Here is a 19,900-nt window from a genome sequence, read left to right as displayed (position 1 = left end):
TCGCGCCGGGACAGGTCGATGCCCAGCTCCTCCGCCGCCCGGAACACCTCGTCGTCGGTCTCGCGCATCTCCAGGGCCACACCGTCGCTGGAGAGCACCTCGACGTTGAGGCACAGCGACTGCAGCTCCTTGAGCAGCACCTTGAACGACTCCGGGATGCCCGGCTCGGGGATGTTCTCGCCCTTGACGATCGCCTCGTAGACCTTCACCCGGCCGAGGACGTCGTCGGACTTGATGGTCAGCAGCTCCTGCAGGGCGTAGGCGGCGCCGTACGCCTGCATGGCCCAGCACTCCATCTCACCGAAGCGCTGGCCACCGAACTGCGCCTTACCACCCAGCGGCTGCTGCGTGATCATCGAGTAGGGGCCGGTCGACCGGGCGTGGATCTTGTCGTCGACCAGGTGGTTGAGCTTCAGGATGTAGACGTAGCCGACCGCGATCGGGTCCGGCAGCGGCTCGCCGGAGCGACCGTCGAACAGCTGCGCCTTGCCGGAGGAGCCGATCAGCTGCTTGCCGTCCCGGTTGGGCAGGGTCGACGAGAGCAGACCGGAGATCTCCTCCTCCCGGGCACCGTCGAAGACCGGAGTGGCCACGTTGGTGTCGGGCTCGGACTCGTGCGCCTCGATCGAGCGGAGCTGGCGCTTCCACTCGGCGTCGTCGCCGTCCACACTCCAACCGGTCTTGGCCACCCACCCGAGGTGGGTCTCCAGGACCTGGCCGATGTTCATCCGGGACGGCACACCGAGCGGGTTCAGCACGATGTCGACCGGGGTCCCGTCCTCCAGGAACGGCATGTCCTCGATCGGCAGGATCTTGGAGATGACGCCCTTGTTGCCGTGGCGGCCCGCGAGCTTGTCACCGTCCTGGATCTTGCGCTTCTGGGCCACGTAGACCCGCACCAGCTCGTTCACGCCCGGGGGCAGCTCGTCGCCGTCCTCGCGCGAGAAGGTACGCACACCGATGACCGTGCCGGTCTCGCCGTGCGGCACCTTCAGCGAGGTGTCGCGGACCTCGCGCGCCTTCTCACCGAAGATCGCGCGGAGCAGCCGCTCCTCGGGGGTCAGCTCGGTCTCGCCCTTCGGCGTGACCTTGCCGACCAGGATGTCGCCAGGGACGACCTCGGCGCCGATCCGGATGATGCCGCGCTCGTCGAGGTCGGCGAGCATTTCCTCGCTGACGTTCGGGATGTCGCGGGTGATCTCCTCCGGGCCGAGCTTGGTGTCCCGGGCGTCGACCTCGTGCTCCTCGATGTGGATCGAGGTGAGCACGTCCTGCTGCACGAGGCGCTGCGACAGGATGATCGCGTCCTCGTAGTTGTGGCCCTCCCAGCACATGAACGCCACGAGCAGGTTGCGCCCGAGCGCCATCTCGCCCTCGTCGGTGCACGGACCGTCGGCGATGACCTGGCCGGCCTCGACGCGGTCGCCCTCGAAGACGACCGGCTTCTGGTTGACACAGGAGCCGGCGTTGGAGCGGCGGAACTTGTGCAGCAGGTACGTCCGGCGGTGGCCGTCGTCCTGGTGGACGGTGATGTAGTCCGCGCAGAGGTCCTCGACCACACCGCCGACCTCGGCGACGACAACGTCACCGGCGTCCACAGCCGCCCGGTACTCCATGCCCGTGCCGACCAGCGGAGCCTCGGCCTTGACCAGCGGCACCGCCTGGCGCTGCATGTTGGCGCCCATGAGCGCGCGGTTGGCGTCGTCGTGCTCGAGGAACGGGATCATCGCGGTCGCGACCGAGGTCATCTGCCGCGGCGACACGTCCATGTAGTCGACGGCCGACGGCGCCACGTCCTCGGTCTCGCCGCCCTTACGGCGGACCAGGACGCGGTCCTCGGCGAACGTGCCGTCCGCCTTCAGCGGGGCGTTGGCCTGCGCCTTGACGAACCGGTCCTCCTCGTCCGCGGTCAGGTAGTCGATCTGGTCGGTGACCCGACCGTCGATGACCTTCCGGTACGGCGTCTCGATGAAGCCGAACGGGTTGACCCGGGCGAAGGTGGAGAGCGCGCCGATCAGACCGATGTTCGGGCCTTCCGGCGTCTCGATCGGGCACATCCGGCCGTAGTGGGACGGGTGCACGTCACGGACCTCGAAGCCGGCCCGCTCCCGGGACAGACCACCCGGGCCGAGCGCGCTCAGCCGGCGCCGGTGGGTCAGGCCCGCCAGCGGGTTGGTCTGGTCCATGAACTGGGACAGCTGCGACGTGCCGAAGAACTCCTTGATCGCCGCCACCACCGGGCGGATGTTGATCAGGGTCTGCGGCGTGATCGCCTCGACGTCCTGCGTGGTCATCCGCTCGCGGACGACCCGCTCCATCCGGGAGAGACCCACCCGGACCTGGTTCTGGATCAGCTCGCCCACGGTGCGCAGGCGCCGGTTGCCGAAGTGGTCGATGTCGTCGGCCTCGTAGCCGTCCTCACCGGCGTGCAGCCGGCAGAGGTATTCCACGGTGGCGACGATGTCGTCCTCGGTCAGCGTGCCGGTGGTGATCGGCACGTCCAGCTCGAGCTTCTTGTTGAACTTGTAACGACCGACCTTGGCGACGTCGTACCGCTTCGGGTTGAAGAAGAGGTTGTCGAGCAGGGTCTGGGCGTTCTCACGGGTCGGCGGCTCGCCAGGGCGGAGCTTCCGGTAGATGTCGAGTAGCGCCTCGTCCTGGCCGGCGATGTGGTCCTTCTCGAGCGTGGTCATCATCAGCTCGGACCAGCCGAACTTCTCGCGGATCTGCTCCGCGGACCACCCGATGGCCTTGAGCAGGACGGTGACGGCCTGCCGGCGCTTGCGGTCGATGCGGACGCCGACCGTGTCGCGCTTGTCGATGTCGAACTCCAGCCAGGCACCCCGGCTCGGGATCACCTTGACGCTGGAGAGGTCGCGGTCGGAGGTCTTGTCCGGCTGCTTGTCGAAGTAGACGCCCGGCGAGCGGACGAGCTGGCTGACCACGACGCGCTCGGTGCCGTTGATGATGAAGGTGCCCTTCGGCGTCATCATCGGGAAGTCACCCATGAACACCGTCTGGCTCTTGATCTCGCCAGTGGTGTTGTTGGTGAACTCCGCGGTCACGAACAGCGGGGCGCAGTAGGTCAGGTCCTTCTCCTTGCACTCCTCGATCGAGGCCTTGACCTCGTCGAAGCGCGGAGCCGAGAAGGACAGCGACATGGTGCCGGAGAAGTCCTCAATGGGACTGATCTCGTCGAGGATCTCCGCGAGACCCGAGCGTGCGTGCGGGTCGTCCGACGACCGGCCCTGCCAACCCTCGTTGCCGACGAGCCAGTCGAAGGACTCGTTCTGGATGGCGAGGAGGTTGGGGACCTCGAGGTGTTCGGTAATCCGACCGAAAGAAACTCGGCGGGGCGCGAAAGCGCTCGACGTACGACTGGTCTTCGCAGGGCGGGAAGCTGCCAAGATGCGTCCTTCCGAGGACCGGTGCTGCAGAACGGCTGGTATGCGTGCACTCCAATGACCCCACCAGAAATATCCGCAAACGGACATTTCCGAGCAGGGGTCAAGTCGGAAGGCAGCGCAAACTAGCAGTGTAGCCGAGAGGCTAACCGCTGTCCAGCCCACCCCGCAGGTCATCGCGGAACTTGCCTCGGGACCTCGGAAAACCGGGTCAACCGGGCTGCTCGGAACGCGATGTTCCTGCCGGTCCGCTCGGGTGGAGCGGCGGTGGTGCTGCCGTTGCCTTACCCGAGAGGCGGCCGTTGCAAGCGCGGAAGGTCTTGCTGGTGTCAGCGTGCCTGTCGGGCCCGTGCCGCGTCAAGGGCCGGTTACCCCTCGGGGTGTCTTTCCCACCGACGGGCTACCGACAGGCACCCGGACGACGCCGGTAGGCCGGGCGCGGACGCCCTGCTCATACCGCTGCCACCCGCTGCCACCAACACGGCGGGCGGCGATCCGGTTCCCCGGATCACCGCCCGCCGAGACGCGGTGTGCCCCGGCTCACGTGAGCCGGACGCGCGTCAGGTGGAACTCAAGGTCACTTGAGGGTGACCTTGGCGCCCTCGCCCTCGAGCTTGGCCTTGGCCTTCTCGGCGGTCTCCTTGTTGGCCTTCTCCAGGACGGCCTTCGGAGCGGCCTCGACCAGGTCCTTGGCCTCCTTGAGGCCCAGGCCGGTCAGCTCGCGCACGACCTTGATGACCTGGATCTTCTTGCCACCGTCGGCGTCGAGGATGACGTCGAACTCGTCCTTCTCCGGCTCGGCCTCGGCGGCCGGGCCGGCGGGGCCGCCGGCGGCGGCGACGGCGACCGGAGCCGCCGCGGTGACCTCGAAGGTCTCCTCGAACTGCTTCACGAACTCAGAGAGCTCGATCAGCGTCATCTCCTTGAACGCGTCGAGCAGCTCGTCGGTGCTGAGCTTCGCCATGTCTGGCGTCCTTTCTCAAAGTGAAAACTAAGAACGTGGGTGCGCCGGGTGGCCTCAGGCCGCCTCGGCGCCCTCCTTCTCGCGCTTGTCCTGCAGAGCGGCCGCCAGACGCGCGGTCTTGGCGAGCGGAGCCTGGAACAGGGCCGCGGCCTTGCTCAGGTTGCCCTTCATGGCGCCGGCCAGCTTCGCCAGCAGCACCTCGCGGGACTCCAGGTCGGCGAGCTTCGTGACCTCGGCCGCGGAAATGGCCTTGCCCTCGAAGACACCGCCCTTGATGACGAGCTTCGGGTTGGCCTTCGCGAACTCGCGAAGCCCCTTCGCCGCCTCGACGACGTCGCCCGAAACGAAAGTCAGCGCGGTAGGACCGGAGAACAGCTCGTCGAGGCCGGAGATGCCCGCCTCGGTCGCGGCACGCTTGGCCAGCGTGTTCTTCGCGACCGTGTAGCTGGTCTCCTTGCCGAGCGAGCGCCGCAGCTGGGTGAGCTGCGAAACCGTGAGCCCGCGGTACTCGGTCAGCACGGTCGCTCCCGCGTTGCGGAAGCTCTCGGTCAGCTCGGCGACGGCCGTGGCCTTGTCGGCCCGGATCGGCTTGTCCGCCATGTCCCTCCTCTCTCGTTGCTCGGAGCTGGTACGCCGGCGACGAGCAGGGCTCGCGACGGCGGCGGAGGCATCACGACAACGAGAAAAGCCCCGGCGCAGGGCGCACGGGGCGAGGGCCGGCGCGACGGGCGCGGTCGGCGGACCACGCACTGCACCGAATTTCGCTTGCCGCCCTGCGCGGGTCGCCCGTCGTCGCGGGACCTTCGACCGTGCCGGAGCACGGTGACCAGCGGTCTTTGGGTGGAACTACGCGCCTAGGTTACGCGACCCGTCCCGAACCGCCAAATCGCCCCGGGAGTGCGCCCGGTCACTCAGGCGCGGCTCCGGCGGCCCCAGGCGTAGCCGGCCAGCGCCACGGCCGCCCAGACCAGCGCCCAGGCGGTCAGCAGCACGCCGGTGGAGGCCGCCAGCGGGCCGGCCAGCGCCCGGGCGGTCGGCAGCACCGGCGGCACCAGCCAGGGCGCCGCCGAGCGGGACAGGCCGAGGACCACCGCGGCCACCGCGCCGACCGTGAGCACGGCGACCCCGTAGCCGGCGCTGCGGGTGATCGCCCGACTGGCCAGGGCGCCCAGCGCCACCGCCGCCGGCAGGGCCAGCAGGTGGGCCCAGAGACCGAGTGCCAGCCCCTCTGCCAGCGGCCGGTCCCCCGGGCCGGGGCCGGTCACCCCGCCGACCAGCCAGGGGAAGACCAGCGCGACGGCGATCGTGCCGAGGCCGGCCACGGCCGCCGCGAGCAGGCCGGCGGCCCGCTCCCGGGCCGGGCCGACCACCACCCGGGCCAGCCGGCGCTGCACGTCGGGCTCGACGTCGAGCAGGATCTTGGTCTGCCAGGCGAGCACCGGGAAGAGCACCACCGCCGAGACGCCGTAGGCCTCGGCTGGCTGGGCCTGACCGCCGCCGTAGAGGACGCCGAGGGCCAGCAGGCCGGCCAGCACCGGGGCCAGCGCCCGCCCGGTACGCAGGAAGCCGGCCAGCCGCAACCGGACCAGAGCGGTCACCGGGCCACCTCGGAAGCGGGACCGGACCGACCGGACCGGCCCGGCACCGGGACCGCATCCGGAGAACGATCGGACCCGGGCGCGCCCGGCACCGGGGCCTCATCCGGGTCGGGACCGGAGTGGTCGGCGCCCGACACCGGGGCCGGCGCGGCGGTCGACGGGGAGTCGGACGCGGGTCGCGTGGCCGGAGGCGGGACGGCGTGGTCGCGTATCCGCAGGACGTGGTGGCCGTCGGCGCGCAACCGGGCGACGGCGGCGGTGACCGCGGCGGCCGGGACCGACAGCTCGACCACGACGGTGGCCGCGGCCCCGGACGGCGTCGCCTCGGTGACCGTGCCGTCGGCGACCGACCAGTGCCGGGCGCCGGGGAGCCGGACCGTCTCGCCGCGGTGGTCGCTGACCAGCACCGCGCCGCCCTCGGCCAGCACCTCGCCGATCACCTCGGGCACCAGGTCGCGGGCGGCGGCGTCCAGCCCCTCCCAGGGCTCGTCGAGGACGAGCAGGCCGGGCGGGCGGAGCAGCGCCTGGGCCAGGCCGACCTTCTGCGCGGTGCCCTTGGACAGCTGGGGCAGCCGCACGTCGCGGAAGCGCGCCAGGCCGAGCCGGTCGACCCAGCGGCGCACAGCCCGGTCGGCTTCCGTGCCCGGGAGGCCGGCCACGCGGGCCATCGCGGCGAGGTAGGCCCCCACGGTGAAGGGCTGGTCGGCGGGGAAGCGCTCCGGCACCCAGCCGACGGCCGCCGGCCGGTCGACCACGCGGCCCCGGGTCGGCCGGAGCACGCCGGCGGCGAGCTGAAGCAGGGTCGACTTGCCCACCCCGTTGCGCCCGAGCACCACCGCCACCTCGCCCGGGCCGATCGCCACGTCGGCCTGCCGCAGCACCCACGGGCCCCGCCGGTGGTACCGCAGCCAGACGTCTTCCAGCCGCATGCGCCGAGCCTGCCACACCGGACAGACGGACGGGGCCCCGCCACCGATGGTGGCGGGGCCCCGTCAGGGCAGTCGTGCTCAGACCTCGGCCGGAGCCTCGGTCAGGTTCTTCACCGCGTTCGGGTCGACCGGGACGCCCGGGCCCATGGTGGTGGTGAGGGTGACCTTCTTCAGGTACTTGCCCTTGGCCGCGGACGGCTTCGAGCGCAGGACCTCGTCCAGCACCGCCGCGTAGTTGTCGATCAGCTGCGACTCGGAGAACGAGGCCTTGCCGATGATCAGGTGGAGGTTGGAGTGCTTGTCCACCCGGAAGGTGATCTTGCCGCCCTTGATGTCCGCGACGGCCTTGGTGACGTCCATGGTCACCGTGCCCGTCTTCGGGTTCGGCATGAGGCCGCGCGGGCCCAGGATCCGCGCGATCCGGCCGATCTTGGCCATCTGGTCCGGGGTGGCGATCGCCGCGTCGAAGTCCAGCCAACCGCCCTGGATGCGAGCGACCAGCTCGTCGGTGCCCACCTCGTCCGCGCCCGCGGCGGCGGCCTCTTCGGCCTTCGCGCCGGCGGCGAACACGATCACGCGGGCGGTCTTACCGGTGCCGTGCGGCAGGTTGACCGTGCCGCGGACCATCTGGTCCGCCTTGCGGGGGTCGACGCCGAGGCGCATGGCGACCTCGACCGTGGCGTCGAACTTGACGTTGGTGGTCTCCTTGGCCAGCTTGACGGCCTCGGCGGGAGAGTAGAGCTTCGACCGGTCGATGACCTCGGCGGCCTTGCGGTAGGTCTTGCTGCGCTGCATTTCTCGTAACTCCTGTGGTCTATGGCGGGCCGGCGTCGTGCGCGGCCCTCCCACGAACTGATCCGGGTGGAGCGGTCGACCGAGGTCAGTCGGCGACGGTCAGGCCCATCGACCGGGCGGTGCCGGCGATGATCTTCTCAGCCTGGTCGATGTCGTTGGCGTTGAGGTCCGCCATCTTCTTCTCAGCGATCTCGCGCAGCTGCGCGCGGGTCACCGAGCCGACCTTCTGCGTGTGCGGGACGCCCGAGCCCTTCTGCACGCCGGCGGCCTTGATCAGCAGCCGGGCAGCGGGCGGGGTCTTCAGCACGAAGGTGAAGGTGCGGTCCTCGTAGACGCTGATCTCGGCGGGGACGATGTCGCCCCGCTGCGACTCGGTCTGCGCGTTGTAGGACTTGCAGAACTCCATGATGTTCACGCCGTGCTGGCCGAGCGCGGGGCCGACCGGCGGCGCCGGAGTGGCCTGGCCCGCCGGCAGCTGAAGCGTGAAAGTCTTGACGAGCTTCTTCTTCGGAGGCATGTCTCTTCCTGGGGCTTGGAACTGGGATTTTCGCCCGTCCGCGGGCGCGCACGGTCAGCGCGCTGCGGACAGCCGACGTTCTAGGGTAGCGCAGCCGTGCGCCACCCTCCCCGCCGAGGTCCGGCGGACGGTGAAAACGACGCACCGGCGGCCGGCCGGAGGCCCACCGCCGGTGCGGACGTGCGTCAGATCTTGGCGACCTGGTTGAAGTTGAGCTCGACCGGGGTCTCCCGGCCGAAGATCGACACCAGGACCTTGAGCTTCTGCTGGTCGGCGTTGATCTCGCTGATCGTCGCCGGCAGCGAGGCGAAGGCGCCGTCGGTGACGGTGACCGAGTCGCCGACCTCGAAGTCGAGGACCTTGACCTCGGGCTTGGCCTTCTTCTGCTCGGTCTCGACCGCCGGGGCCAGCCACTTGAGCACCTCGTCGAGGCTCAGCGGCGCCGGCCGGTCGGCCCGGTCGGTCGCGCCGACGAAGCCGGTGACCCCCGGGGTGTTCCGGACGCAGGAGTAGGACTCGGCGGTCAGCTCCATGCGGACCAGGATGTAGCCCGGGAAGACCTTCGCCTGGACCTGCGACCGCTTGCCGTTCTTGACCTCGATCTCTTCCCGGGTCGGCACCTCGACCTGGTAGATGAAGTCCTCCATGTCGAGGGAGGTGATCCGGGTCTCGAGGTTGGTCTTGACCTTGTTCTCGTAGCCGGCGTAGGAGTGCACCACGTACCAGTCGCCGGGGGCGTAGCGCAGCTTCTGGCGCAGCTCGGCGACCGGGTCGAAGTCCTCGTCCGGGGCGGGCTCGGTGGTCGGGAACTCCGGCTCGCTGGCGGCCTCGACCGACTCATCGTTGGCCGCCGTCGCGACCGTGGACTGCTCGTCCGTGGTCTCGGCGGTCTCGTCGTACTCAGGCACGCTCGCTCACTTCCGTCACTATCGCTGTCCGCAGGTCAGCTGGGGTTGCCGAAGACCCACAGCACCGCCTTCGCGAAGCCGTAGTCCAGGCCGGCCACGATCGCCAACATCACCGCGACGAAGGTGACCACCACGGCCGTATAGGTCAGCAGCTCCTTGCGGGTCGGCCAGATGACCTTACGCAGCTCGGCCACGACCTCGCGGAAGAACCGCGCGATGCGGGCGAACAGCCCGATCCGCTCGCTGTCCTTCCGGGTCTTCCGGCCCTCCGTCGAATCGGCGCGGGCCCGCTTACGGGTGGCGGTGCCGCCCCGGGAGACCAGCTCGTCCGCGTCGGTGGCGTCGTCGTCGGCCACGCCGTCGACGGTCGCGTCGTCGTTCAGACGCTCGTCGCCGGCGTCCTCGCCGCGCCGCTTGCTCTCGGCCACTTCGCCCTCCGTGCGGGATATCGGGTCGCACGCCGGACGGCGTGCGCGGCGTGTGGTCACGCCGGCCGGACCAACCGTCCCGCGACGGGCCGCGGCCGGCGGACCGACCGGGAGGGCCCCGAATGCCTCGGAACCAACCCCGCCGATGCCACCACCACGGGCCGGGCGCCGCCGTGCGGCGGCGCGACCCACGGGAACGGTCAGGCCTGAGGCGCAGGGGTGACAGGACTTGAACCTGCAGCCTGCGGTTTTGGAGACCGCTGCTCTGCCAATTGAGCTACACCCCTGTGCGGCAACTCACCCTCACCCGGACACAAGGTGCCGAGCAGGGGTCACTTGCCCCACGGCGGACCAGTGTACGGGTAGTCGTGCGACTTTCCCAACCGGTCCACCCCTCGCGCGTCGAACGGATCCTCAGCGAGGCGCCCGCACGAGTGCCCGAGCCTGCGACAGCACCTTCTCCCCCAGGCAGGTCGCGGTGATGTCGAGCCTGGTCAGGCCGTCCTCGGTGACCTCCTTGACCACCGCGGCGACCTCGACCTCGGTGCCCTCGTCGGTGTCCGGCACGAGCACCGGGCGGGTGAAGCGGACGTTGAAGTCGACCACCGCGTCCGGCCCGCCGGCCCAGGTGGTCACCGCCCGGCCGACCAGCGCCATCGTGAACATGCCGTGGGCGATCACCCCGGGCAGGCCCACCTTGGTGGCCGTCCGGTCGCTCCAGTGGATCGGGTTGAAGTCGCCCGAGGCGCCCGCGTAGCGGACCAAGTCCGCGCGCGTCACCCGGTACGTCTGGGTGGGCAGTTCCATCTCTCAGGCCTCCCCGCGTACGACGATCTTGGACCAGACGGCGACGACCGGCTCACCGGCGACGGTGCTCACGTCGGTGCGGGTCGTCAGGAAGCCGTGCCCGCCCCGGTTCGTGACCTCTTCGATGGTGTTCACGCAGACCAGCTCGTCCCCGGCCACCACCGGCCGGGTGTATGCGAAGCGCTGGTCGCCGTGCACCACCCGGCTGTAGTCGACGCCCAGCGACGGGTCCTCGACGATCTGCCGGCTGGCGGCCATCGTCACGATCACCGGGAAGGTCGGCGGGGCCACCACGTCGGGATGGCCGAGCGCCCGGGCGGCCGCCGGGTCGTGATGCGCCGGGTCGGTCGCGCCGATGGCGGCGGCGAACTCGCGGATCTTTTCTCGGCCCACCTGGTAGGGGGCGGTCGGCGGATAGGTCCGGCCGACGAAGGACGGGTCCAGGGACATGCCGCGAACCTACACGGAAGGCACGAACGCCGATCCGTACGGTCCGGCGGCTCGGGAGCCACCGTCCGTGCGGATCGGCGTTCGGAAGCTGTCTGCGGGCCGGCCGGGCCGGCCGCGGGTCAGCGGGTCTCGCGGTGGATGGTGTGCTTGCCGTCCCGGGGGCAGAACTTCTTCAGCTCGATGCGGTCCGGGTCGTTGCGGCGGTTCTTGCGCGTGATGTAGTTGCGCTCCTTGCACTCCACACACGCCAAAGTGATCTTCGGCCGGACATCGGTCGCCTTCGCCACGGCGGAGTGCCTTCCTCGCTCACGGATAACAACTACGGCGCATCAGACTACGCGCTGAATACGCGGACATGCAAAGTGGGCGCCTGGGGCGCCCATCCCACCGACCACCGGGCGGGCCCGGAGGACGAGAGTAGCGGTGGCCGGACTTGAACCGGCGACACAGCGATTATGAGCCGCTTGCTCTGCCATCTGAGCTACACCGCCGTGGCGGGTCCAGCCGGACCCTCTGAGCCCCCTTACGGAATCGAACCGTAGACCTTCTCCTTACCATGGAGACGCTCTGCCGACTGAGCTAAGGGGGCCTACCCGATCACCCCGTGGGGTGTCGCGCAGAGGAAACAGTACACGAACCCGCCGTCGAGGTGAAATCGGATCCCCGGTTGCGGCCTCGCCGCAGCTCAGGGCACGACGCGCAGGCGCGGGAGCTCACCGGCCACGATCGTCTCCGGGTCGACCTGGGCACCGAACCAGGTTTCCAGCCGCTCGTACGGCAGGGGCCGGCTGAACAGGAAGCCCTGGCCGATCTCGCAGCCGATGTCCTGGAGCAGCTCCAGGGTCAGCTCGCTCTCCACGCCCTCGGCCACCACGGTCAGGCCGAACTGCTGCGAGAGCGTCACCACCGCGTTGACGATGGCCAGGTCGCCCGGGTCGGTCGCCATCCCCTGCACGAACGAGCGGTCGACCTTGACCTCGTGCACGGGCAGCCGGCGCAGCTGGGCCAGCGACGAGTTGCCCGTGCCGAAGTCGTCCACCGAGAGCCGGACACCGAGCTCGCCGAGGCGCTTCAGGGTCGGGATGGGACGTTCGGTGCCGTCCAGCACCCCGGCCTCGGTGATCTCCAGGGTGAGCCGTTGCGGCGGCACACCGTATTCCTCGAGCAGGTCCCGCACCAGGGCCGGGAAATGCTGGTCGGTGAGCGTCCGGGCGGCCAGGTTGACCGAGATGGCGAGCGCCTGCTCGCCGTGGCTCCAGTCCCGGCTGCGCCGCAGGCTCTCCCGCAGCACGAACTCGGTGAGCCGGCCGAGCTGGCCGGTGTGCTCGGCCACCGCCACGAAGTCGTCCGGGACCACCGTGCCGTGCGCCGGGTGCTCCCAGCGGGCCAGGCACTCCACCCCGACGAGACGCCGGTCCCGCAGCGTGACCTTCGGCTGGAAGTAGACCTCCAGCTCGCCGTCGTCCAGCGCCCGGCGCAGGTCGCCCGCGAGACCCAGCAGGCGCAGCGACCGCGACTCCAGCACCGGACTGTAGAGCTGGACGCTGCCGGGAACCGACTTGGCGGCCGTGGCGGCCAGGTCGACCCGCTGGAGCAGGGTCACCGCGTCGCTGCCGTGGTCGGGGTGGACGGCCACCCCGACCGCGGTGTCCACGTCCAGGGTGAGCGCGTCGAAGACCATCTCGTCCCGGATCTGCTCGCGCAGTTGGCCGGCCAGATCCAGCGCCGCCTCGGTGTTCTCCAACCGCAACGTCACCAGGAACTCGTCGCCGCCGGCCCGGCCGACCAGGGCGGAGGAGGGCGCGCTGGCGCGCAGCCGCTCGGCCACCTCGACCAGGACCTTGTCGCCGGCCGCGTGGCCGAGCGACTCGTTGACCTGGCGCAGCCGGTCGACGTCGAAGAGCAGCAGCGCCACCACCTCGCCGGGCGCCGCGATCCGCACCGCCTCGGCCACCGCCGCGGTGATCCGCCGGCGGTTGGGCAGCTTGGTCAGCGCGTCGTGTTCGGCGTCGTGCCGCAGCCGGTCGACCAGCCGGGAGTTCTCCAGGGCGACGGCGGCGTGCGCGGCCACGGTCTCCAGCAGCGGAACGTCGGTGCGGCCGAAAGAGTTGCTGGCGCCGAGCCGGTTGGCGACCTCAAGGGTGCCGATGACCACGGAACCCGAGCGCAGCGGGACCGCGATGACGTCCTTCACCCGCTGCTCGGAGAGGGCCGTGCGCAGCTCGGCGTCGGGCACCGGCCCCCGGCCGAGGACGAGCGTCTGACCCTCCTGGCGGACCCGCTCCCGCAGCGCGGGCGGGGTGGGAGCCACGTCGAGCAGCCCCGAGTCGGCGATCCGGGAGGTCAGCAGGACCTCCGGGTGCCGGCCCTGGGCGGGCAGCCAGAGGGTCGCGTATTCCGCCTGGAGCAGGGCCCGGACCCGGCCGAGCAGGGCGTCGGCGAGCGTGCCGTCCTGCCCGCTGCCGCTGACCGCCCGGCTCAGCTCGTACATGTCGGCGAGCGTCCGGTGCTGCCGGAAGAACTGCGTGTACGCCCGGTAGACCAGGGTCAGCGCGGTGATCAGCGCCCCGAGCAGGAGCAGGGACCACCAGGTGGAGGTGATCAGGATCAGGATGATCAGGCCCGCGACGATGTTGATGGACGCGGAGAGCAGCGCCGACGGCGACTTGCGGAAGGCGTCCCGCCCGGTCTGCCATCCCTGCAGCAGTGTGTAGACGCCGGCGACCGAGGTGATGCTGACCAGGTTGACCATGATCGCGGCGGTGAAGAGCGTCAGCCAGGTGCGCGGGCCGATCCCCTCGACCGGCGGGAGGGCCTGGAGCACCAGCACGGCGAGCGACGAGCCCGCGGCGGCGCGGGCGACGTTGAACCACAGTTTGGTCGTGCCCATCCGGTGCCACAGATGGGTGAGCACCGCCGCCACGGTGTAGATGACCACGACCGTCAGTGGACGGATCAGGTAGAACGCCAGGACGAGCGGGATCTCGGTGAGGGTGACGCCGAGCGACTGGCGCCGGACGGTGAAGTTGAGCACCGGCAGCCCGGCGGCCACCATGGCCACCAGCAGCAGCACCGCCAGCGGCCAGTCGCCGAACGGTTCGTCGTTGGCCAGCCCGGTGACCGTCGAGCAGACGACGGCGAAGAGCACCAGCGGCGCTGTGATCAACCAGGCGTGGTCGTTCGAACGCGAGCCCTTGGGGGGCTGTGCCGACATGCCGCCCCTTCCGTCGACCCGTCGTCCGGCTCAGCGCGGACGGTGACCGTCAGCGAACGGCGGGCATGTTCCAGATGACGTCCGCGGTCTGCGCGTCTCCGAGCTCGGGGCCAGCGCCGACGAGGATGCCGCTCGCCACGGCGGCGATTGCCAGCAATGAGCCAAGCAGCCGGCCCAGCTTTCGACCAGACATGTCCGCTCTCCTGTCGGGGATCGTTCACAGGGATGGTGGAGGTTCCACGATCGTGCCACAGGGCCGGCACCCAGAAAAGTCGTGGGAGCAGCCCAGATCCGACCGTCGCCAAGGTTCCGCCGTTCGGTCCAGAGCCCGGGGGACGCCTAGCCAGATCAGAGGTGTGACAGACCGTCGACCACTCCGTCCACTGCGGATTCCGACCTTCAACGCGAACCGATCAAGCCACTCGAAAGCCCCGTTCACCCGCTGTGACGCCGCAACACCACTCCGCACACCCGGAGGGCGGCATCCACCCCGGGCCATAGACCACCATACCTTCCTCCCGCCGGAACGCCAGAGGATGATCCGGGTCAATTCCATCGAAATGGCGGCCGCCCCGGCGATCGGTCGGGCATCCGACGACGCTCGTCGGGTGGCGACGGTCGTCCGGGCCCCAAGCGGGACAAGTGGTCGGATCAGGACTTCCGCAGCGGCCGGAACGCGGCCCGCACCTCGGTCGCGAACACCTCGGGCTCCTCCCAGGCGGCGAAGTGGCCACCCTTGTCGACCTCGTTGAAGTACGTGAGGCTGGGATAGACCGTCTCGGCCCAGCTGCGGGGGGCAGCCCAGATCTCGCCGGGGAACGTCGTGAAGCCGACCGGAACCGAGACCGGCGGAGGAGTCTGGCCGGCCGCACTGGCCGCGGCCCGGGCCCGTCCGGATTCCCAGTACCACCGGGCGGACGAGGCGCCGGTGCCCGTCAGCCAGTACAGCGTGATGTTGTCGACGATGCTGTCCCGGGTGAGGTTGCCCGCGGGCTCGCCGTCGACGAACGCTCGGGAGATCTTGTAGTAGCTGTCCGTGTCGTGGTCGAGCATCCAGGCCGCCAGCCCGACGGGTGAATCCAGCAGCGAGTAGCCGATCGTCTGCGGCCGGGTGGACTGCTCCAGGAAGTAGCCGAAGCCGTCCGTCATGAACGTGTTCAGCCGGTCGTGCGCCGTGCGTTCCTGCTCGGACTCCGCCGGCAGCTGGTCCTTGATACCGATCGCCCCCGCGAGCAGGTTGACGTGGATGCCGAGCAGCCCTTCCGGCGCCTGGCGGCCCATCGCGTCCGTGACGGAGGCACCCACGTCACCCCCCTGGGCTACGTAGCGCGGGTAACCGAGGCGGTCCATCAGCTTGGCCCACGCGCCCGCCATGCGGCGGGAATCCCAGCCGAGCTCCCTCGGCTCGCCCGAGAAGCCGTAGCCGGGCAGGGACGGCAGCACCAGGTGGAACGCGTCCTCGGGGGCGCCGCCGTGCGCGGTCGGGTCGGTGAGCGGACCGATGACCCCGAGCAGCTCGACGACCGAGCCGGGCCAGCCGTGCGTCATGATCAGCGGCAGGGCGTCCTCGTGCCGCGACCGCACGTGGATGAAGTGGATCTCGACGCCGTCGATGACAGTCGTGTACTGCGGCAGGGCGTTCAGCTTCGTCTCGCACGCCCGCCAGTCGTACGCGGTCGACCAGTAGCGGGCCAGCTCCTGGACCGTCGCCAACTGCACGCCCTGCGAGCGATCGCTGACCAGCTCCCGGGCGGGCCAGCGGGTGTCGGCGATCCGGCGACGCAGGTCGGCGAGCGTCTCGTCCGGCGTGTCGAGCCGGAAGGGCCGGATGTCCTTGTCGTCGGGCATGGTCTCCCCCTGCCGGGTCACGTCGACCGACGCCTGGGCGGCGGCGCTGCCACACGCCGATCGTCGCACCGGCTCCGTGACCAGCGGACCGGAATGCGATTTCGCCCCTGGACGCGGCCCGGAGGGCCTCGCCCGCCGATACGAGTTGACCTGTTCCCGGCCCGGGCAGGAGGCTGGCCGGATGGGGACCCTCATCCGCAACGTCGCGTTCGACTGCGCCGACCCGTACGAGCTGGCGCACTTCTGGGGCAAGGTCTTCGACTGCCCGGTCGACCCGCAGTCCAAGCCCGGCGACGAGGAAGTGGCCATCGAGCCGCCCGCCGGCGCCAGGCTCTACTTCCAGCGGGTACCGGAGCCGAAGACCGTCAAGAACCGCGTGCACATCTGCCTGCAACCCGAGGTACTCCGCGATCAGGAGGTCGACCGCATCCGCGCCCTCGGCGCCACCATGGTCGCCGATCAGCGCGATCCGGACGGCAGCGGCTGGGTCGTGCTGGCCGACCCGGAGGGCAACGAGTTCTGCGTGCTGCGCAGCGACGCCGAGCGGGAGACGACCGCGTAGGCGGTGCCACCCTCAGGCGCGGTGGAACTCCGCGCGCCAGCGGAGGCCACCGTCCGGGGCCACGATCTCCTCCACCGGGGCCGGGGTCAGCGGGCCGGCCGCGAAGGCGTCGACCTCGGCCCGGGCCAGCGGCCAGGGCGGGCCCTCGACGACCTCGTCGTCCCGCCGGCCGGCCGCGATGACCAGCAGCGTGCCGCCCGGCGCGACCAGGCGGCCGGCCGCCGGGATCGCCCGCTGCCGCAGCTCGGCCGGCAGCGCCTGCACGTTCATGCTCTCCAGCACGAAATCGAACCCGCCCAGCCAGTCGTGCGGCGGGTCGAGCAGGTCGGCGGTCTCGTACCGGACCGGGGAGTCCGGATGGCGGAGGCGAGCCGTCCGTACCGCCGTGGGAGAGATGTCGAAGGCGACGGTGGCGAAGCCGAGCCGGGCCAGATGTTCGGCGTCGCGGCCGAAGCCGCACCCGACAACCACGGCACGCCGGCCGGATCCGTCTGGCCGGGTCCGGTCGGTCCACTCGCTGAGCAGCGAATGCGCCCGGTCGAGGTCCCACGGGACGACCGCCACGCCCCGCTCCGCGTCGGCGTAGAGCCGCTCGAACCGGCCGATCGGATCGTCCTCAGCCGTGGCCGGGGAGGACAACCGGTGGGTCGCATCGTCGTCGTGCACGGACGCCTCCTCGCCTGACCCACAACGAAACGACGAAGGCCCCTGGCCGGCGTTTCCGCAGGTCAAGGGCCTTGCCGATCCCTGGTGGCGGGTAGAGGATTCGAACCTCTGTAGCTTTCGCGACGGATTTACAGTCCGCTCCCATTGGCCGCTCGGGCAACCCGCCAGGGCATGCCACCACGTGGGACGCGGCGGCGGAAGCAAGGATAGCGGTTGTCCCCCGGCCCGTCGCAAGCGGGTACCGTCAGGGGGTCCCACGCTGGTCAGTGGGGGACGGATCAGGACAGACCGCCGGACAGCAGGAGCATGAGCATGGCAGCGAACCCGTCGTTCGACATCGTGAGCAAGGTCGACCGGCAGGAGGTCGACAACGCCCTCCGTCAGGCGGAGAAGGAGCTTTCGACGCGGTTCGACTTCCGCGGCACCGGCGCCGAGATCTCCTGGTCGGGCGAGGAAGCGATCAGCCTCCAGGCCGAGACCGAGGAGCGGGTCCGGGCAGCGCTGGACGTGTTCAAGGAGAAGCTGGTCAAGCGGAACATCTCGCTGAAGTCGCTGGACGCCGGCGACCCCCGCTCGTCGGGCAAGATCTTCAAGATCGACGCCAAGGTGATCCAGGGCATCGACTCGGACAAGGCCAAGGCCATCAGCAAGAAGATCCGCGACGAGGGCCCGAAGGGCGTGCAGGCGCAGATCCAGGGCGACCAGCTCCGGGTCACCGGCAAGAAGAAGGACGACCTGCAGGCCGTCATCGCGCTGCTCAAGGGCGAGGACTTCGGCGTCGCCCTCCAGTTCACCAACTACCGGTAGGCCGAATCAGTCTTGCTGGTCTTGCCCCAGGTCACTCGTCGTGACCTGGTCATAGGTCGTCGCCAGTAGTCGTCGTTCGCCACGTCTGTTCGGCGCTCGACGGCCTGGCGACGGCCTGGCCGGCTCTGGGACTCACACGACGGCCTGGGAATGCCGACCCGGACAGCACCGCAGGAATCGCCGCAATAGGCTCCGACCGTGCATGGGTTCACCGACGTCGACCGCCAGTCCGACCCGAACTCGTGGGTTGCCGTCCTGGACCGCCTCACCGAGGAGCCGTTCTACCGGGCATACCAGCAGCGGGTACGCGAGCTCCTCCATCCGTCCCCTGGTCACCACTATCTCGAAGTAGGCGCCGGGACAGGGGCAAGCGCGGTCCAGCTGAGGGATGACCACGGCGTCAGGGTGGTAACGGTCGACCACGCCCGGACGATGTCCGTTGCGATGCGAGCCCGTGGATTAACCAACTGCGCCGTTGCCGACGCCCATCACCTGCCGTTCCTCAGCCGCTCCTTTCATGGAGCATGGGCCGATCGCACACTGCAACACGTCGCCGATCCCCGCGCCGCGATCGAAGAGCTCGTCCGGGTCGTCCGGCCGGGTGGCCGCGTCGTCCTCGCAGACCCCGATTACGACACTCAGGTACTCGACATCGCCGACCAACGCTTGGCTCGGCGCGTCCTGCGGTTCCGAGCTGATGTCCTCCTCCGTAACGGCACCCTGGCTCATCAACATGCCGGCCTCCTTGCCACACACGGCCTGGTCGACATCACCGTCGAAGCCCGAACCCTCGTGGTCCGCAACCCGACCGCCGTCGACAACGTGCTCGGCCTCCGTAGCTGGGCTGCTACAGCTGCCGCACGTGGCGCGCTCGACCCTGCCGAGGCGCGTGCCTTCGCATCCCAGTTCGACGATGCCGTCGCTGCGCTCCGGTTCACCTACGCAGTCACGTTCTTCATCACCGCCGCCACGGTCAACTGACGCAAGCGCTCGCACCGCAGGTCAGTCGTGGCGGTGACGAAGGATGTAGTCGATGTAGCGGATCGTGTCCTCGCGGTCGTCCTCGCTGATCGAGTCCCACAGGTCCGCCAGCCAGTAGAGCGAGCCCGACAGCATCCAGGCCCACCCGCGCACCCAGGTCGCCTCGTCGAACCCGAGCGCCTCCCGGTAGGCGGCCCGCGCGCGGGCATCGAACAGGCTCCAGCCCGGCCGCACCTCGACCGCCGGATCGCCGCGGCCGAGACCGCCGAAGTCGATCACCCCGGTGAGCCTGCCCCGGTCGACCAGCAGGTTGCCTTCAAGGAGATCACCGTGCAGCCAAACCGGCGGTCCGGGCCACTCGTCCGCCGCCATCGCCTCGTCCCATGCCGCGGTCACCGCCCGCCCGTCGATCCGGTCGCCGAGCGCCGCGATCGACCGGCGGGTCAGCTCGTCCCGCTGCACCAGAGGTACGCCGCGCTGAATCCCCTCCTTGACCGGCCCGCCCATCGGGTCGATCGCCATCATCGCCCGCACGAAGCCGGCGAGGTCGACGGCAAGGTCGACGAGGTCCTGCCCGGCTTCCGGATTGCGCCCCTCCAGCCACGGGACGACCGTCCACGGCCACGGATAGTCCCCGCCCGGCCGGCCGACCGCGACCGGCACGGGCACCGGCACCGGAAGATGCGGCGCCAGCCGCGGCAGCCAGGTCGCGTCGGTCGCCACCTGGTCGACCGCCCACTGCGCCCGCGGCAGCCGTGCCGTCAGAGAATCACCGAGCCGGAACAGCGCGTTGTCGGTGCCGTTCAACGGCTGCGGAGCGATCGGCAGCTCCGACCATTCGGGGAACTGCTCGTCGATCAGGGCGCGTACCTGCTCGACAGCGACGACGATCTCTCCAGGGCGCATCGGCGGGAACGTAGAACCCGCTCGATCATCCGTCAATCCCATTCGGAACCTTGCGCTACCCGTTCCCACGTCGTCGCCGCGGCCGTCGTCGGCCGGCCTTGTCCGGGTACCGGTCT

General features: G+C 70.2%; 20 protein-coding genes and 4 tRNA genes. 3 read left to right on the top strand and 21 right to left on the bottom strand.

Annotation, left to right across the window (positions count from 1 at the left end):
• The 18 genes from ABZS80_RS28845 to ABZS80_RS28760 all read right to left on the bottom strand — a co-directional run.
• Positions 1-3,407: DNA-directed RNA polymerase subunit beta (locus ABZS80_RS28845; protein WP_355060718.1), on the bottom strand; the 3,407-nt coding region annotated here is incomplete at its 3' end.
• Positions 3,408-3,981: 574 nt separating this feature from the next.
• On the bottom strand, positions 3,982-4,368 hold the full coding sequence (gene rplL / locus ABZS80_RS28840; RefSeq protein ID WP_091317960.1) for a 50S ribosomal protein L7/L12: 387 nt from the start codon (positions 4,366-4,368) through the stop codon (positions 3,982-3,984).
• 54 nt (positions 4,369-4,422) lie between these two features.
• Complete coding sequence (gene rplJ, locus ABZS80_RS28835) at positions 4,423-4,968, bottom strand: 50S ribosomal protein L10 (RefSeq protein WP_151462522.1); 546 nt, start codon at positions 4,966-4,968, stop codon at positions 4,423-4,425.
• A 311-nt stretch (positions 4,969-5,279) separates the two neighbouring features.
• A complete protein-coding gene (locus ABZS80_RS28830; protein WP_355060715.1) occupies positions 5,280-5,966 on the bottom strand; it encodes a hypothetical protein in 687 nt (228 codons plus the stop codon).
• Entirely contained in the window at positions 5,963-6,895 is a 933-nt protein-coding gene (locus tag ABZS80_RS28825) for an ABC transporter ATP-binding protein (RefSeq protein ID WP_355060713.1), read from the bottom strand. The genes ABZS80_RS28830 and ABZS80_RS28825 overlap by 4 nt, the downstream gene beginning before the upstream one ends.
• A 78-nt stretch (positions 6,896-6,973) precedes the next feature.
• Entirely contained in the window at positions 6,974-7,690 is a 717-nt protein-coding gene (rplA, locus tag ABZS80_RS28820) for a 50S ribosomal protein L1 (protein ID WP_151462525.1), read from the bottom strand.
• Between the two features lie 85 nt (positions 7,691-7,775).
• Complete coding sequence (gene rplK / locus ABZS80_RS28815; protein ID WP_091570017.1) at positions 7,776-8,207, bottom strand: 50S ribosomal protein L11; 432 nt, start codon at positions 8,205-8,207, stop codon at positions 7,776-7,778.
• 185 nt (positions 8,208-8,392) lie between these two features.
• On the bottom strand, positions 8,393-9,115 hold the full coding sequence (gene nusG, locus ABZS80_RS28810) for a transcription termination/antitermination protein NusG (RefSeq protein ID WP_355060710.1): 723 nt from the start codon (positions 9,113-9,115) through the stop codon (positions 8,393-8,395).
• Positions 9,116-9,150: 35 nt separating this feature from the next.
• Positions 9,151-9,543 (bottom strand): preprotein translocase subunit SecE, encoded by a 393-nt coding sequence (secE, locus tag ABZS80_RS28805; protein ID WP_355060708.1) that lies wholly within the window; start codon positions 9,541-9,543, stop codon positions 9,151-9,153.
• Positions 9,544-9,757: 214 nt separating this feature from the next.
• Positions 9,758-9,830 (bottom strand) — tRNA-Trp (locus tag ABZS80_RS28800).
• Positions 9,831-9,957: 127 nt separating this feature from the next.
• Positions 9,958-10,350 carry a MaoC family dehydratase gene (locus ABZS80_RS28795; RefSeq protein WP_355060706.1) on the bottom strand — a complete coding sequence of 131 codons (393 nt, stop codon included), beginning with the start codon at positions 10,348-10,350 and terminating at the stop codon, positions 9,958-9,960.
• A gap of 3 nt (positions 10,351-10,353) precedes the next feature.
• Entirely contained in the window at positions 10,354-10,800 is a 447-nt protein-coding gene (locus tag ABZS80_RS28790; RefSeq protein WP_151462529.1) for a MaoC family dehydratase N-terminal domain-containing protein, read from the bottom strand.
• A 119-nt stretch (positions 10,801-10,919) separates the two neighbouring features.
• Positions 10,920-11,087, bottom strand: coding sequence for a 50S ribosomal protein L33 (gene rpmG / locus ABZS80_RS28785; RefSeq protein WP_067301359.1), 168 nt, complete (start codon positions 11,085-11,087; stop codon positions 10,920-10,922).
• A gap of 131 nt (positions 11,088-11,218) precedes the next feature.
• Positions 11,219-11,291 (bottom strand) — tRNA-Met (locus tag ABZS80_RS28780).
• 25 nt (positions 11,292-11,316) lie between these two features.
• Positions 11,317-11,389 (bottom strand) — tRNA-Thr (locus ABZS80_RS28775).
• Between the two features lie 96 nt (positions 11,390-11,485).
• The gene (locus tag ABZS80_RS28770; protein ID WP_355060703.1) at positions 11,486-14,014 is read right to left on the bottom strand and encodes a bifunctional diguanylate cyclase/phosphodiesterase; all 2,529 of its coding nucleotides are present in this window, start codon (positions 14,012-14,014) and stop codon (positions 11,486-11,488) included.
• Positions 14,015-14,063: 49 nt separating this feature from the next.
• Entirely contained in the window at positions 14,064-14,207 is a 144-nt protein-coding gene (locus tag ABZS80_RS28765) for a hypothetical protein (RefSeq protein WP_168215401.1), read from the bottom strand.
• Positions 14,208-14,665: 458 nt separating this feature from the next.
• Positions 14,666-15,862: an epoxide hydrolase family protein gene (locus ABZS80_RS28760; RefSeq protein ID WP_355060726.1), complete on the bottom strand. Its 1,197-nt coding sequence runs from the start codon at positions 15,860-15,862 to the stop codon at positions 14,666-14,668.
• 181 nt (positions 15,863-16,043) lie between these two features.
• Here ABZS80_RS28760 and ABZS80_RS28755 point away from each other — a divergent pair, with 181 nt between their 5' ends.
• Entirely contained in the window at positions 16,044-16,424 is a 381-nt protein-coding gene (locus tag ABZS80_RS28755; RefSeq protein WP_355060701.1) for a VOC family protein, read from the top strand.
• 12 nt (positions 16,425-16,436) lie between these two features.
• On the opposite strand, the gene ABZS80_RS28750 is transcribed toward ABZS80_RS28755, so the two are convergent.
• Positions 16,437-17,090 (bottom strand): class I SAM-dependent methyltransferase, encoded by a 654-nt coding sequence (locus tag ABZS80_RS28750; protein WP_355060699.1) that lies wholly within the window; start codon positions 17,088-17,090, stop codon positions 16,437-16,439.
• Between the two features lie 82 nt (positions 17,091-17,172).
• A tRNA-Tyr gene (locus tag ABZS80_RS28745) sits at positions 17,173-17,256 on the bottom strand.
• 146 nt (positions 17,257-17,402) lie between these two features.
• Between ABZS80_RS28745 and ABZS80_RS28740 the strand changes: the two genes are divergently transcribed.
• Both ABZS80_RS28740 and ABZS80_RS28735 read left to right on the top strand, forming a co-directional pair.
• Positions 17,403-17,897 (top strand): YajQ family cyclic di-GMP-binding protein, encoded by a 495-nt coding sequence (locus ABZS80_RS28740; protein ID WP_151462534.1) that lies wholly within the window; start codon positions 17,403-17,405, stop codon positions 17,895-17,897.
• A 198-nt stretch (positions 17,898-18,095) separates the two neighbouring features.
• Positions 18,096-18,878: a methyltransferase domain-containing protein gene (locus tag ABZS80_RS28735; RefSeq protein ID WP_355060697.1), complete on the top strand. Its 783-nt coding sequence runs from the start codon at positions 18,096-18,098 to the stop codon at positions 18,876-18,878.
• 21 nt (positions 18,879-18,899) lie between these two features.
• On the opposite strand, the gene ABZS80_RS28730 is transcribed toward ABZS80_RS28735, so the two are convergent.
• On the bottom strand, positions 18,900-19,784 hold the full coding sequence (locus tag ABZS80_RS28730) for an aminoglycoside phosphotransferase family protein (RefSeq protein ID WP_355060695.1): 885 nt from the start codon (positions 19,782-19,784) through the stop codon (positions 18,900-18,902).
• Positions 19,785-19,900: the final 116 nt, after the last annotated feature.

Source organism: Micromonospora sp. NPDC005305, from assembly GCF_040607315.1.
Classification (GTDB): Bacteria; Actinomycetota; Actinomycetes; order Mycobacteriales; family Micromonosporaceae; genus Micromonospora.
Note: the sequence above shows the minus strand (reverse complement) of the source record. Positions and strands in the feature narration are given on the sequence as shown.